Here is a 13,666-nt window from a genome sequence, read left to right as displayed (position 1 = left end):
CGGTCCGGCCAGCGTACGGGCCGGTCCTACCGCCACGGCCGCACCGGCGTCTCCGGGTGGTACACGCGATACCCGCCCACCTCGGCGACCAGCGCGGCGTCGGCCCGGTCGCCCAGCAGCGCACGCAGCCGCCGCTCCGCCGCCGAGCCCGCCTCGAGCACGTACCCGGGCCGGTCGGCCCGCCCCACCTGCCGCCAGTACGCGGGGTAGCGGTTCTGCCCGGGGGCGAGGTCGCCGTCGAGCACCGCGCACACCACCGCCTCGGCCGTGTTGAAGATCAGCCGGTTGCAGGTCCAGTAGTCCCCGTACACCTCGCGGGGGCCGCCCGCGCGGAGCGTGTCGGCCAGCTCGCGGGCCTGCCGCTCCTCGGTCCGGGACGCCCCGGTGCCGGTGGCCACGAACAGCACGGTGACCACCAGCGTGGTCGCGGCCAGCGCGGCGAGCACGACGGTGGCCAGCGCGCCGGCCAGCCGGCCGAGCGCGCCGACCGTGCCCCGCCAGCAGGCGACCGCCACCACCCAGAGCGGCCAGAGCACCGCCGGCAGGGAGAGTTGGAGCACCGACAGGTAGCGGGCGTTGTCCAGCGGACTGGTGGCGGCGAGCGGGCTGCGCACGTACGACAGCAGGGTCAGCGCCGCGCCGACGACCAGCGCGAGGTGCACCACCGGGCCGACCCGCTCGCCGCGGGGGGCGCCCGCGGCTCGGCGGTACGCGAGGACGGCGAGCGCGGCGGCGACCGCCAGCAGCACGGGGTAGAGCAGCCCGAACCAGCCCTGCCAGCGGGCGCAGCCGTCCACCGGGCAGAGGCCGGCGGCGAGCGGCACCCCCTCCAGCAGCCCGCCGTCCAGCCGCCGCGACCATGGCGGCGACGGTCCGGCCTTGGTGCTGATCTCGCGGAACACCGACAGCGAGTCCTCGCCGGGCGGAGCGGCCAGGTTGTCCCGGATCATCGGCGCGATCCCGACGGCGAAGCCGGCCAGCAGCAGCACGCCGGCCGCGCCGAGCAGCTCCCGGCGGGCCACCCAGAGCAGTGCCAGCGCGGCCACCGCCAGGTAGGGCAGGATCAGCCAGTCCGACCAGGCGGCCACCCCGGCGAGCAGGCCGAAGAGTCCCACCGCCGACCGGCGGTGCCGCACCGTTCCCCGCGCGAGTCCCACCGCGATCAGCAGCATCAGCAGCACCGCGACCTTGACCTCCGGGCGGCCGCCGACGACGGTCAGCTGGTCCCGGACGACCCGTTCCCCGCCGAGCGCCAGCAGGCCGACGACCCCCGTGGCGAACCAGGGCGAGCAGATCCGCCGGGTCAGCCGGTGGATCAGCCAGAGGAAGAGGGCGTAGAGCAGCAACAGCGGCAGACGCAGCAGCGGCCAGCCCGGCCCGGCCACCGCGATCAGCGGCGCGGCCAGGTACGACTCCAGCATCCCCATGTAGCGCTGCCCGTAGAGGAAGACGGGCAGCTCGCGGCCCTGCGCGATGTGCAGCGCGGCCAGCCCGAACGTCGCCTCGTCGCTGTTGGAGACGGGCACGGTGTGCAGGGTCAGGACCAGCCGGTAGCCGATCCCGGCGAGCCCGAGCAGCAGCGCGACGAGCGCCGGCCGGTCGAGCTGCGGGCGCCACCGCCCACGCTTGCGCACTGGTTGCGACACGACCAACGCCCCCGTCGTCGTCCCGACCGGAGTGTTTCACGCCGTCGGGGCCGGCCGGGGCGGATCGGCGCAGCCGGCCGGTCGGTGCCCGCCGGCTCATCGACCCCGCGACCGGTGGCGGGGAAGATCGCCTCGCGTGGCCGAGGTGGCCGGGTTGTGGCAGGGTTGCTGACGTGCCACCCACTCCCGCCGGCCAGTTGGCCGTACCTACCCTGCACCGGGCCGCGCGGATCGAGGACGCCGTGCACTCGCTGGTCGAGCGCCGGCTGCGGCGCACCGGCTGGCGGACGAACGTCATCGCGTACACCGGCTACGGCGCGCCCGGCTGGGTGCGGGTGATGTGCCGGGTGCTGCTGGGCCGGCCGGACATCCGCCAGCGCGGCCGGCTGGAGAAGGTGCGCGGGTGGCGCAGCTTCACCACGCTGCCGGCCAAGCACGTCACGGTGAGCATCGAGGCCGGCGGGGAACGGCACGAGGCGCGGGCCGACCGCAGCGGGTTCGTCGACGCCGTGGTCAAGGCGGACCTGCCGCCGGGCTGGGGCTCGGTGCGGATCAGCCTGCCGGACGCCGAGCCGGTCGAGGCGCCGGTACGCATCCTCGACCCGGAGGTGCGCTTCGGCATCCTCTCCGACATCGACGACACGGTCATGGTCACCGCACTGCCCCGGCCGCTGCTCGCCGCCTGGAACACGTTCGTCCTCGACGAGCACGCCCGCAACGCCGTTCCCGGCATGGCGGTGCTCTACGAGCGGCTCGTCACCGCCCACCCGGGCGCGCCGGTCTTCTACCTCTCCACGGGCGCCTGGAACGTGGCGCCGACGCTGACCCGGTTCCTGTCCCGGCACCTCTACCCGGCCGGACCGCTGCTGCTGACCGACTGGGGGCCGACCGCCGACCGCTGGTTCCGCAGCGGGCGGGAGCACAAGCGGGTCACCCTGGCCCGGCTGGCCAAGGAGTTCCCCGAGGTGAAGTGGCTGCTGGTCGGCGACGACGGGCAGCACGACCCGGAGATCTACCGCGAGTTCGCCGCCGCCCACCCGGAGAACGTGGCCGGGGTGGCGATCCGCCGGCTGTCGCCCACGCAGGCGGTGCTGGCCGGTAGCCTGCCCACCCCGGGCGGTGAGTCGTCCGCGGGGCCGGTGGGGCAGAAGTGGCTCTCCGCGCCCGACGGCGCAGGGCTGTGGAAGCTGCTGCGCGACGCCGGCCTGGTCTGACACCGCCACCCGTCCGTCCCGCCGCCCGTCCGTCGCCGCCACCCGCCGGTCGTCGGCCGGACCGGTGCGGCGGTGGGACGGTTGCGGTCAGCCGAGCCAGTGGCCGTCGCGCATGAGCGCGCGACCCGGCAGTTCGTTCTCCTCCCGCCAGGCCAGGATCCGCCGGGGGGTCACCCGGTAGTAGGTCCGGATCCGCTGCCATCCGGTGTCCTCCCGCCGATGATGAGGGCGACGACAGCGCGACCAGGCGGAGCTCGGCGTCGCCGCCCGGAGGGCAGGACGCCACTTGAAGCAGGCTTGAGCTCAACCCCGGTCCGTGTGCGGGGGCGCTGGTGGTGGTCGGCGATCGACGATCCTGACGTCATGCGGTCACACAGTGTGGTCGTTCTCGACCGCCGCGGCTCACCTCCGCCACCCCCTTTGCTCTGCAGCCATATCGACACCGGACACGCTGCGTCAGCGGTGCGTATGTGGCTGCAGAGCAAAGGGGGCGGAGGGCGTCAGGGGGCCGACCCAGCGGTTAGCGACCAATGCCTGGTCAGTGCGATCCGTGGCGGAGAGGGCCGAGACCGGAGACTCACGGAAGAGAAGCCGTGGCTACGCAGGGCGAGAAAGGGCTGCTTCGGTGCGAAGTGACGCAACGTAGTCATGCGCGGGCTGGGGAGTTGTCGGGCGGGTGGTGGCCCCGGCGCTCACCATGGGCTGCCGGTGCGACTCCGCAGGGTGAAAGGGGGTGAAGGATACTTGCGCAACAGGCTGACAGCATTGAACATCTTTTCGTGCGCAGAGATTATGGTCGATACCTGTCCGGGCTGGCGTTGGCGGCGGCGCTGGCGCTCGGCGCGGCCCTCCCCACGGCCGCCCCCGCCTCCCGGCCCGTTGGGCCGGAGACCGCGCCGGACACCGTGCCCGTGGCCGCCCAGGCGGCCTGCGCGACCGACCCGGCCACCCCGAAGCGGCAGCTGCGCGGCATGTGGATCGCCAGCGTGGCCAACATCGACTGGCCCAGCCGCACCGGGCTCACCCCGGCCGCCCAGCAGGCGGAGTACCGGGGCTGGCTCGACCTGGCCCAGCAGCGGCGGATGAACGCCGTCGTCGTGCAGATCCGCCCCGCCGCCGACGCGTTCTGGCCGTCGACGTACGAGCCCTGGTCGCAGTGGCTCACCGGCACCCAGGGCGGCAACCCCGGCTACGACCCGCTGGCCTTCATGGTGGCCGAGGCGCACGCCCGCAACCTGGAGTTTCACGCCTGGTTCAACCCGTACCGGGTGGCGAACCACACCGACCTCAGCAAGCTGGCGGCCGGCCACCCGGCCCGCAAGAACCCGGGCTGGACCGTCACCTACGGCGGGCACATCTACTACAACCCCGGCATCCCCGCCGTCCGCGCCTTCGTGCAGGACGCGATGATGGACGCCGTACGCCGCTACGACATCGACGCGGTGCACTGGGACGACTACTTCTACCCGTACCCGGTCAGCGGGGTGGCCTTCCCCGACCAGGCCACCTACGCCCAGTACGGCGCCGGCTTCAGCAACATCGGCGACTGGCGGCGCAACAACGTCAACCTGCTGGTCCGGGAGATGCGCGACAAGATCCGGGCGGCCAAGCCGTGGGTCAAGCTCGGCGTCAGCCCGTTCGGCATCTGGCGCAACGCCGGCACCGACCCGCTCGGCTCGCGCACCACGGGCCTCCAGTCGTACGACGCGATCTACGCCGACACCCGCCGCTGGGTGCGGCAGGGCTGGGTCGACTACATCGCCCCGCAGGTCTACTGGCACATCGGCCACCCGGCGGCCGACTACGCCGAGCTGGTCCGCTGGTGGTCCGAGACGGTGACCGGCACCGACGTGCAGCTGCTCGTCGGGCAGGCCACCTACCGTGCCGGGGCGTCCGGGCAGGACGCCGCCTGGCAGGATCCGGCCGAGCTGACCGATCACCTGACGCTGAACCGCAGCCACCCGAGGATCGTCGGCGACATCCACTTCAGCGCCAAGGACGTCCGCGCCGACCGCATCGGCGCCGTCTCCCGGGTGGCGACCGACCACTACCGCCGCCCGGCGCTGGCACCCGCCGGGATGGGCGGCGCCGCGCCCGCCGCACCCAACCTCACCTCGGCGGTACGCGGCACCGGCGGCGTGACCCTCACCTGGCAGCGCGGCGCCACCGGCAGCACCGCCGCGTACGCGGTGTACCGGCTGCCCGGCGACGGCGCGGTCGACGCCTGCGACCTGGCCGACGCCCGGCACCTGCTCGGCACGGTCCGCGCCTCGGGCACGACCGGGACGTTCACCGACGCGACCGCCGCGGCCGGCTCGACGTACCGCTACCTGGTGACGGCGCTCGACCGGCTGCACCACGAGAGCGCCGCCAGCAACGCGCGGGTGGTCACCGGCTCCGGCGGTACGTTCAGCGTGATCGTGGACAACGCCACGGCCGGCGGCTTCACGGCCGCCACCACCTGGGGCACGTCGTCGTTCCTCGCGACGCGCTACGGCGCCAACTACCGGTTCGCCAGCCCGGAGGCGGTCAGCGACCCGGCCTGGTTCAGCGCGACGCTGTCCGCCGCCGGCTCGTACCGCGTCGAGGTCTGGTACCCGGCCGACCCCGGCTACAACAGCGCCACGCCGTACCTGGTGGCGACGGCGAACGGGACCGTCACGACCAGGGTCGACCAGCGCACCGGCGGCGGGCAGTGGCGGGTGCTGGGCACCTACGACCTCGCCGCCGGGACGCGCCAGGTCGTCGGAGTCAGCCGCTGGACCAGCACCCAGGGGTACGTCGTCGCCGACGCCGTCCGGATCACCCGCCTCTGAGCCGGTGGTGGCTGGTCAGTCGCGGCGCAGCCAGAGCACGCCGAGCGGGGGCACCCGCAGCGCCGCCGAGGCGGGCAGCCCGTGCCACGGCACGTCCTCGGCGTGCACGGCGCCGAGGTTGCCCACGCCCGAGCCGCCGTAGTGGTGGGCGTCGGTGTTGAGCACCTCCGCCCACGTGCCGCCGGCGGGCAGGCCCACCCGGTAGTCCTCGAGCGGCCGGGCGGAGAAGTTCGCCACGCAGACCAGGGTCGCGCCGTCGGGGGCGATGCGGACGAACGAGACGGTGTTGTTGGCGACGTCGTCCCCGGCGATCCAGCGGAAGCCGGCCGGCTCGGTGTCCTGCGCCCACAGCGCCGGGGTGTCCCGGTAGACGCGGTTCAGGTCGCCGACGAGCCGCTGCACGCCGGCGCGGGCCGGGTCGTGCAGCAGGTACCAGTCGAGGCCCCGCTCCTCGCTCCACTCCCGGTCGTCGGCCAGCTCGCAGCCCATGAAGAGCAGCTGCTTGCCCGGGTGCGCCCACATGTACGCCAGCAGGGCGCGCACGTTGGCCAGCCGCTGCCAGGTGTCGCCGGGCATCTTGCCGGCGAGGGAGCCCTTGCCGTGCACCACCTCGTCGTGGCTGATCGGCAGCACGTAGTTCTCGCTCCAGGCGTACGCCAGGGAGAACGTGAGCTGGTGGTGGTGGTGCTGCCGGTGGACCGGGTCCTTCGAGGTGTAGAGCAGGGTGTCGTGCATCCAGCCCATGTTCCACTTGAACCCGTACCCGAGCCCGCCGGCGTCGGTCGACCGGGTGACCCCCGGCCAGGCGGTGGACTCCTCGGCGATCAGCACCACCCCGGCGTGGTGCTTGTAGACGGTCGCGTTCACCTCCTGCATGAACGCGATGGCCTCCAGGTTCTCCCGGCCGCCGTAGCGGTTGGGCAGCCACTGCCCCTCCTGCCGGGAGTAGTCCAGGTAGAGCATCGAGGCCACCGCGTCGACCCGCAGCCCGTCGACGTGGAACTGCTCGCACCAGTAGAGCGCGTTGGCGACCAGGAAGTTGCGCACCTCCGGGCGGCCGAAGTCGAAGACGTACGTGCCCCAGTCGGGGTGTTCGCCCCGGCGCGGGTCGGGGTGCTCGTAGAGGGCGGTGCCGTCGAAGCGCGCGAGGGCCCACTCGTCCTTCGGGAAGTGCGCCGGCACCCAGTCGAGGATCACGCCGATCCCGGCGGCGTGCAGGGCGTCCACGAGGTGCCGGAACTCGTCGGGGTCGCCGAACCGGGACGTCGGCGCGTAGTAGCCGGTGACCTGGTAGCCCCAGGAACCGCCGAACGGGTGCTCCATCACGGGCAGGAACTCCACGTGGGTGAAGCCCAGCTCCGTGACGTACGCGGTCAGCTGCTCGGCCAGCTCCCGGTAGCCCAGCCCCGGACGCCACGAGCCGAGGTGCACCTCGTAGACGCTCATCGGCTCCTGATGCGGCTGCCGCCGGGCCCGTCGCGACAGCCAGTCGGCGTCGCCCCACTCGTACGTCGAGTGGTGCACCACCGAGGCGGTGGCCGGCGGCACCTCGGCGTACGCCGCAAGGGGGTCGGCCTTGTCCCGCCACTGCCCGTCGGCGCCCAGGATCCGGTACTTGTAGCGGGCACCCGCCCCGACGCCCGGGACGAACAGCTCCCACACCCCGCTGCCGCCCAGCGAGCGCATCGGCCAGCCGTCGTCCGGCGCCCAGCCCGCGAAGTCCCCGACCACCCGGACCCCGCGTGCGTTCGGCGCCCAGACGGTGAACGCCACGCCCTCGTCGAAGACCCGGGCGCCGAGCGCCTCCCAGAGCCGCTCGTGCCGGCCTTCGCCGATCAGGTGCAGGTCCAGCTCGCCCAGCGTGGGCGGGTAGCGGTACGGGTCGTCGTGGCTGCGGCCGTCGACCTCGACGCGGTAGTCGAGCACCTCGCCCTCGACCTCCGCCTCGAACACGCCGACGTCGTGCACCCGCCGCATCCGGTGCCGCTCGCCGTCGACGACGAGGGCGACGTCGGCGGCGCCCCGACGCAGCGTCCGGACGACCGTCCGCCCGTCGGCCGGGTGTGCGCCGAGAACGGCGTGCGGGTCGTGCGTGGCGCCGGCGATCAGCTGGTCCATCGGTCGTCGTCCTTCTGGGCGGGAGCGGTGGGGGCGGTGCCGCCCGAGAGGTCGTCGGGAACGTCGGCGACGGTCAGGTCCGGCGCGCCGGTGGCCGACGTCGGGCCGGCGGTGGGATCGGGGGTCGGCCGGCGCGCGGTCAGCACGTGCGCCGGTTGCAGGTACGGGTCGAGGCGCACGGCGTTGCGCTGCCCCCAGTCGTAGCTGGTGCCGGTCAGCTCGTCGCGCACCGTGAACCGGTCGTGCCAGTCCAGCCCGAGCGCGGGCATGTCCAGCGTGGTGTTGCCCCACTGCACGCCCTGCGGGTCGAACGAGCAGACCACGAGGACCGTGTTGCCCGTGTCCGGGTCGTGTTTGGACCAGCAGAGCAGCGCCGGGTTGTCGATCTCGTGGAAGACCAGGTTGCGCAGCTGGTGCAGGGCCGGGTTCTCCCGGCGTACCCGGTTGAGCACCGCGATGAACGGCGCGAGGGAGCGGCCCTGCGCCTGCGCGCCGGCCCAGTCCCGGGGGCGCAGCTCGTACTTCTCGTTGTCGAGGTACTCCTCGGCACCGGGGCGGGCGGTGTGCTCGAACAGCTCGTAGCCGGCGTACATGCCCCAGGAGGGGGAGAGCAGCGCGGCCAGCACCGCCCGGATCTTGAACATCGGCGGGCCGCCGTGCTGCAACGACTCGTGCAGGATGTCCGGCGTGTTCGGCCAGAAGTTGGGCCGCATGTAGTCGGCCGCCTCGACCAGTTCCTCGCAGTACGCCCGCATCTCGGCCGCCGACGTGCGCCAGGTGAAGTACGTGTACGACTGGGTGAAGCCGATCTTGCCCAGCCCGTGCATGATCGCCGGGCGGGTGAACGCCTCGGCGAGGAAGAGCACGTCCGGGTCGACCTTCTTCACCTCGGCGATCAGCCAGTGCCAGAAGTCGAACGGCTTGGTGTGCGGGTTGTCCACCCGGAAGATCCGGATGCCCTCGCCGACCCAGTGCAGCACCACCCGCAGGACCTCGGCCCGGATGCCCTCCGGGTCGTTGTCGAAGTTGACGGGGTAGATGTCCTGGTACTTCTTCGGCGGGTTCTCCGCGTACGCGATGCTGCCGTCGGCCCGGGTGGTGAACCACTCCGGATGCTCGGTCACCCACGGGTGGTCCGGCGCGCACTGCAACGCCAGGTCCATCGCCACCTCGAGGCCCTGCTCGGCGGCGGCGGCGACGAAGTCGCGGAAGTCCTCCGGCGTACCCAGGTCGGGGTGGATCGCGTCGTGGCCGCCCTCGGCGGCGCCGATGGCCCACGGCGAGCCGACGTCGTCGGGCCCGGCGGTGAGCGCGTTGTTGCGGCCCTTGCGGTTGACCCGGCCGATCGGGTGGATGGGCGGCAGGTAGAGCACGTCGAAGCCCATCGCCGCGACGCCCGGCAGGCGCTCGACGGCGGTGGCGAACGTGCCGGAGCGCGCCGGCGCGTCGACGGTGGCCGGGATCGCCCCCTCCGAGCGGGGGAAGAACTCGTACCAGGCGGAGAAGAGCGCCCGCCGGCGGTCCACCCAGAGGCGGTGCTCGTCGCCGACGGTGACCAGCTCCCGGACCGGGTGCTCCCAGAGCAGGGCGGCCAGCTCCAGCGCCGGTGCGACCCGCCGGGGCAGCTCCCTTTCGGCGTCGCCCAGCGCCGCCACCGCCGCGCGGACCCGCCCCGCGTCGCCGGCCGGCACCAGCTCGACGGCGGCGGTCAGCACCCGGGCGCCCTCGGCGAGGTCGTTGGCCAGGTCCTCCGGTCCCTGCCCGGCGGCGATCTTCTTGGTGACCGCGTTCTGCCAGGTCAGGTACGGGTCCTGGAACGCCTCCACCGTGAAAGTCCACTCGCCGACCGCGTCGGGGCGGATCACGGCGTGCCAGCGGTCCTGCCCCGGCTCGCCGGGGCGCATCCGGGTGAACGGCCGCGCCCGCCCGTCGGGGCCGCGCCAGACCACGTTGCAGCCGAGCGCGTCGTGCCCCTCGCGGTAGGCGCGGGCCGACACCGGCACCGGCTCGTCGACCACCGCCTTGGCCGGGTAGCGACCGCAGGAGACGACGGGGGAGACGTCTTCGATCGGGAACCGTCCAGTCACCGGTTCAACCTACTGCGCGAGATCCTTTCGCGCGCGGCCAAGCACCCCATCGCCCTCCCTCCTCACTTGTTCGGAGAGGTCCGGTCAGGGGCTTGGCGGACACCTGGTGCCCGCAGCCGCTCAGGGGCGCGGCGGCTGGCGGGCGTGGGTAGTGGCGGCCGTGGGTAGTGGCGGCGTAGATCTTGGTACGAAATGGCCCCGTGCGGGGCCGTTTCCTGCCAAGATCTACTGCTGTCCCGAGCTTCGGAACGCTATGCCCAGCCGGTGGAAGATCGGGGTTCAGGCGGGCGGTTCGGGCGCCACGAACGAGCCCTTGCCCTGCCTGGTCACGATCCAGCCTCTCTCCTCCAGGATCCGCAGCGCGTATCGCACGGGCCAGGCGCTCGATTGGTACTGCTCGCGCATCTCGGCGATAGACGGCAGCTTGTCGCCGGGCTGAAGGGTGCCCGCGCGGATCGAGGCCGTGACGTCGGCGATTATCTGCTCATACAGCGGTGCTTGCGGCATGGTGGCGCCACCTCTCGTCAGCGAACCGATCTTCGCACCCGGAGTGACGCGCCGTGCATGCTCTGTTGGCTGTGAAGGCAGTGCCTTCTAAGTTGAGATGACAGGGGTTCTCTCGTCAGCAGCGGAGGCCCCCAGGCCAGGCGAGGGAACGCGGAGCGTCCTCGCCGCCCGACCCGCCCTGATCCACACGGCACGCTTCGCGCACCTCGTTCTGACCGCACGTTTCGTACTCACCCGCAAGGAGGCTCACCATGCAGGAGCGTCCGCATGACGGGCCGCTGCCGGCGGCACACCAGGTCCCGGGTGCCCGCGCTCGGCACCCCGACGGGGATCAGGTGCCCTGTCCGCCCCGCCCGCAGCGCGCGCCGCTCACCCGTCGCCAGTACGCCTACGGCATCACGGTGACGCTGCTCGTACTCGTGCTCGTCGCGGCCGGGATCCTGCGGTGAGCGGGACGGGCCGGCGGGTGACCGGCCTGCCGGTGGGCCGGCGGGTCGCCCAGTGGCGGGTACGGCGCAACATGACCCAGCAGCAGTTCGCCGACCGTCTCGGCAAGTCGAAGAGCTGGGTGGACAAGGTCGAGCGCGGAGTGCGCCCACTGGAACGGATGTCCAACCTGCGGGAGGTCGCCGAGGTGCTGCGGATCGACATGGAGGTTCTGCTCGCGGAGCGGATCGGGCAACCGGACGTCGCCGTTGCCGGTGTGGCGCGGATCCGGGCCGCCCTGGCCCGCTACCACGTCGAGGCGTCGTCCCGGCCGCCCGACGTCGCGAAGGTGCGGGCCCGCCTCGATCATGCCGAGCAGAGCTACCGGCACGCCCGGTATCCGATCCTGCTCGGCCTGCTGCCCGGGTTGCCCGACGCCGCCCGCGAGGCGCGGGTTGCCCGCCCCGGCCGGGCTGCCGACGAGCTGCTGGTGTCCGCGTACGGGCTCGTCGCCCTGGTGCTGGTCAAGGTCGGTCAGGGAGAGTTGGCGTGGCTGGCCGCCGACCGGGGGATGGCCGTGGCGCTGACCACGGACGACGCGCGGCTGGCCGCCGTCGCCACCGTACCGCTGAGTCAGGCGTTGCGGGCCGTCGGTCGGCGGCGCTCCGCGATGGAGACGGCGCTCGTGGCCGCCCGCCGTCTCCCGCCGCGCGAGTCGGCCGAGGGTGCCCTGTCGCCGGGCGGTGACGGTGCCCCGTCGCTGCGCGTGACGTTGCTGCTCCAGGCGGCGCTCGCCGCTGCCAGCCGGGGAGACGAGCGCCGGGTGGCCAGCCTGCTCGACCAGGCCGCGGTAGCGGTCGGCGGCGGCTTCGGCCGGGCGTCGGTCGAGGCGGCGCGGGTGGTGGCCGAGGCCGCCGTCGGAGACGTGCAGGCGGCGACGGTACGGCACGAGCGGCTGGTCTGCGGTGAGCAGTGGCGGTGGCTGCAGCCCGAGCACCGGGCGGCGTACCTGCTCGACGTGGCCCGCGTACATGCTCTCGCCGGCGACATGGTCCGGGCGGGGCGGGCGCTGCTGGACGCCGAACGCACCGCGCGCAGCGAGGTGCACGACCGGCCGGCGGTGCGCGACCTGGTCGCCACCGTGGCCCGGTACGCCGCCGCTCCCACCGGCCTGGCCCGCCTCGCTGCCGCCCTGCACGTCACCTGAGGCTGCCTCGTGGCCTGCCCGAAACCCCCGACACGTATCGGTTGTATTACCTGGTAGAGGGGGGCGTCATGAAGCTCAACAGCAAGGGCCAGGTCACGATCCCGGCCGCGTTGCGGGCCCGACACGGGCTGCACGAGGGCGACGAGGTCGACGTCGTGGAGGAGGGCGGTGCGCTGCGGATCGTCCGGGTGAGTGGCGCGGAGACCAGGGGTCAGCGCCTGGTCCGGCACATGCGCGGTCGCGGCGGTGCGAAGCAGACCAGCGGTATGTCCACCGACGAGCTGATGGAGCTGCTACGTGGGGAGTGAGCGTCTCCGCGCGCTGGCACCGCGGTCCGCCGGCCGACGCCTTGCACGAACCACCTTCCACGTCACCTGACCTGGGCACGCACCGGTGCGCCCTTCCCTACACCAGCAGCGAGCGGTAGAGCTCGAGAGTGCGGGCGGCGATGGCGTCCCAGGAGAAGTGTTCGACGGCGCGCCGCCGCCCGGCCCGGCCGAAGTCGGCGGTCTTCACCGGGTCGGCGAGCATCTCGTTCATCGCCGCCGCCAGGTTGGCCACGAAGCGGTCCGGGTCCAGCGGCCTGCCGGAGCCGTCGGTGGCCTGCTCGATGGGGACCAGCAGCCCGGTCTCCCCGTCGGCGACCACCTCGGGGATGCCGCCGGTGGCGGTGGCCACCACCGCCGTCTCGCAGGCCATCGCCTCCAGGTTCACGATGCCCATCGGCTCGTAGACCGAGGGGCAGACGAAGACCGTGGCGTGGGTCAGCACCTGGATCACCTCGTGCTTCGGCAGCATCTCGGCCACCCACACCACGCCCGACCGGTTGGCCCGCAGCTCGCCCACCAGGCTCTCCACCTCGGCGGCGATCTCCGGGGTGTCCGGCGCGCCGGCGAGCAGCACCAGCTGGGTGTCCGCCGGCAGGTCGCGCGCCGCGCGCAGCAGGTAGGGCAGCCCCTTCTGCCGGGTGATCCGCCCCACGTACACCACACTCGGCCGGGCCGGGTCGATGCCGAGCCGGTCCACCACGTCCGTGCCGTGGTCCGGGGCGTACTGCGCCGTGTCGATGCCGTTGTACACCACCCGCACCCGGTCGGGGTCGACCGCCGGGTAGGCCGCCAGCACGTCGCGCCGCATCCCCTCGCTGACCGCGATGACCGCGTCGGCGGCCTCGAACGCCGTGCGCTCGCACCAGGAGGAGAGCGCGTAGCCGCCGCCGAGCTGCTCGGCCTTCCACGGCCGCAGCGGCTCCAGGCTGTGCGCGGTCACCACGTGCGGCACGCCGTGCAGCAGCTTCGCGGCGTGCCCCGCCAGGTTGGCGTACCAGGTGTGGCTGTGCACCACGTCGGTGCCGGCGCACGCCGCCGCCATCTCCAGGTCCACGCCCATCGTCCGCAACGCGGCGTTCGCGCCGGTCAGACCAGCCGGTTCGGCGTACGCGGTGACACCCGCCTCGGTGCGCGGCGCGCCGAAGCAGTGCACCCGCACGTCGGCGAGCCGGCGCAGCTCCCGGGCCAGGTACTCGACGTGCACGCCGGCGCCGCCGTACACCTCGGGCGGGTACTCGCGGGTCAGCAGGTCGACGCGCAGCCCGGCGGAGTCGTTCATGAACGGCACCCTAGTGCAGAACGCGCCGCCGCACCGG

10 protein-coding genes are annotated in these 13,666 nt (G+C 73.4%); 5 read left to right on the top strand and 5 right to left on the bottom strand.

The features are described from left to right. Positions 1-26: 26 nt before the first annotated feature. Positions 27-1,646, bottom strand: a complete 1,620-nt coding sequence (locus ACFHW0_RS12580; RefSeq protein ID WP_416607459.1) for a hypothetical protein — start codon at positions 1,644-1,646, stop codon at positions 27-29. A gap of 173 nt (positions 1,647-1,819) precedes the next feature. Here ACFHW0_RS12580 and ACFHW0_RS12575 point away from each other — a divergent pair, with 173 nt between their 5' ends. Both ACFHW0_RS12575 and ACFHW0_RS12570 read left to right on the top strand, forming a co-directional pair. Further along, positions 1,820-2,860, top strand: coding sequence for an App1 family protein (locus tag ACFHW0_RS12575; RefSeq protein WP_416607458.1), 1,041 nt, complete (start codon positions 1,820-1,822; stop codon positions 2,858-2,860). 779 nt (positions 2,861-3,639) lie between these two features. Then, on the top strand, positions 3,640-5,676 hold the full coding sequence (locus ACFHW0_RS12570; RefSeq protein ID WP_416607457.1) for a family 10 glycosylhydrolase: 2,037 nt from the start codon (positions 3,640-3,642) through the stop codon (positions 5,674-5,676). 15 nt (positions 5,677-5,691) lie between these two features. Here ACFHW0_RS12570 and glgB read toward each other — a convergent pair whose 3' ends face one another. The 3 genes from glgB to ACFHW0_RS12555 form a co-directional block, all read right to left on the bottom strand. Next, the gene (gene glgB / locus ACFHW0_RS12565) at positions 5,692-7,794 is read right to left on the bottom strand and encodes a 1,4-alpha-glucan branching protein GlgB (RefSeq protein WP_416607456.1); all 2,103 of its coding nucleotides are present in this window, start codon (positions 7,792-7,794) and stop codon (positions 5,692-5,694) included. Next, the gene (locus tag ACFHW0_RS12560) at positions 7,782-9,881 is read right to left on the bottom strand and encodes a maltotransferase domain-containing protein (protein WP_416607455.1); all 2,100 of its coding nucleotides are present in this window, start codon (positions 9,879-9,881) and stop codon (positions 7,782-7,784) included. Before ACFHW0_RS12560 ends, glgB begins: the two co-directional genes overlap by 13 nt. A gap of 279 nt (positions 9,882-10,160) precedes the next feature. Further along, complete coding sequence (locus ACFHW0_RS12555) at positions 10,161-10,388, bottom strand: winged helix-turn-helix domain-containing protein (protein ID WP_121395625.1); 228 nt, start codon at positions 10,386-10,388, stop codon at positions 10,161-10,163. A gap of 251 nt (positions 10,389-10,639) precedes the next feature. Between ACFHW0_RS12555 and ACFHW0_RS12550 the strand changes: the two genes are divergently transcribed. The 3 genes from ACFHW0_RS12550 to ACFHW0_RS12540 all read left to right on the top strand — a co-directional run bounded on the left by ACFHW0_RS12550 (position 10,640) and on the right by ACFHW0_RS12540 (position 12,329). Further along, a complete protein-coding gene (locus ACFHW0_RS12550) occupies positions 10,640-10,837 on the top strand; it encodes a hypothetical protein (protein WP_121395623.1) in 198 nt (65 codons plus the stop codon). Continuing rightward, complete coding sequence (locus ACFHW0_RS12545) at positions 10,834-12,021, top strand: helix-turn-helix domain-containing protein (RefSeq protein WP_416607454.1); 1,188 nt, start codon at positions 10,834-10,836, stop codon at positions 12,019-12,021. Before ACFHW0_RS12550 ends, ACFHW0_RS12545 begins: the two co-directional genes overlap by 4 nt. A gap of 68 nt (positions 12,022-12,089) precedes the next feature. Continuing rightward, positions 12,090-12,329 carry an AbrB/MazE/SpoVT family DNA-binding domain-containing protein gene (locus ACFHW0_RS12540; RefSeq protein WP_327027552.1) on the top strand — a complete coding sequence of 80 codons (240 nt, stop codon included), beginning with the start codon at positions 12,090-12,092 and terminating at the stop codon, positions 12,327-12,329. A gap of 97 nt (positions 12,330-12,426) precedes the next feature. Here the strand turns inward: ACFHW0_RS12540 and glgA are convergent, their stop codons facing one another. Further along, positions 12,427-13,629 (bottom strand): glycogen synthase, encoded by a 1,203-nt coding sequence (glgA, locus tag ACFHW0_RS12535; RefSeq protein ID WP_416607453.1) that lies wholly within the window; start codon positions 13,627-13,629, stop codon positions 12,427-12,429. Positions 13,630-13,666 lie beyond the last annotated feature (37 nt).

This window comes from Micromonospora sp. LOL_025 (assembly GCF_048060285.1).
In the GTDB taxonomy this organism is placed as follows: Bacteria; Actinomycetota; Actinomycetes; order Mycobacteriales; family Micromonosporaceae; genus Micromonospora.
This window is presented reverse-complemented; position numbering and strand designations above follow the sequence as displayed.

Excerpts from the sequence above, each read along its gene's own strand:
- glgB (WP_416607456.1), bottom strand. The coding sequence starts at position 7,794 with ATGGACCAGCTGATCGCCGGCGCCACGCACGACCCGCACGCCGTTCTC.
- ACFHW0_RS12555 (WP_121395625.1), bottom strand. The coding sequence starts at position 10,388 with ATGCCGCAAGCACCGCTGTATGAGCAGATAATCGCCGACGTCACGGCC.
- ACFHW0_RS12550 (WP_121395623.1), top strand. The coding sequence starts at position 10,640 with ATGCAGGAGCGTCCGCATGACGGGCCGCTGCCGGCGGCACACCAGGTC.
- ACFHW0_RS12540 (WP_327027552.1), top strand. The coding sequence starts at position 12,090 with ATGAAGCTCAACAGCAAGGGCCAGGTCACGATCCCGGCCGCGTTGCGG.
- glgA (WP_416607453.1), bottom strand. The coding sequence starts at position 13,629 with ATGAACGACTCCGCCGGGCTGCGCGTCGACCTGCTGACCCGCGAGTAC.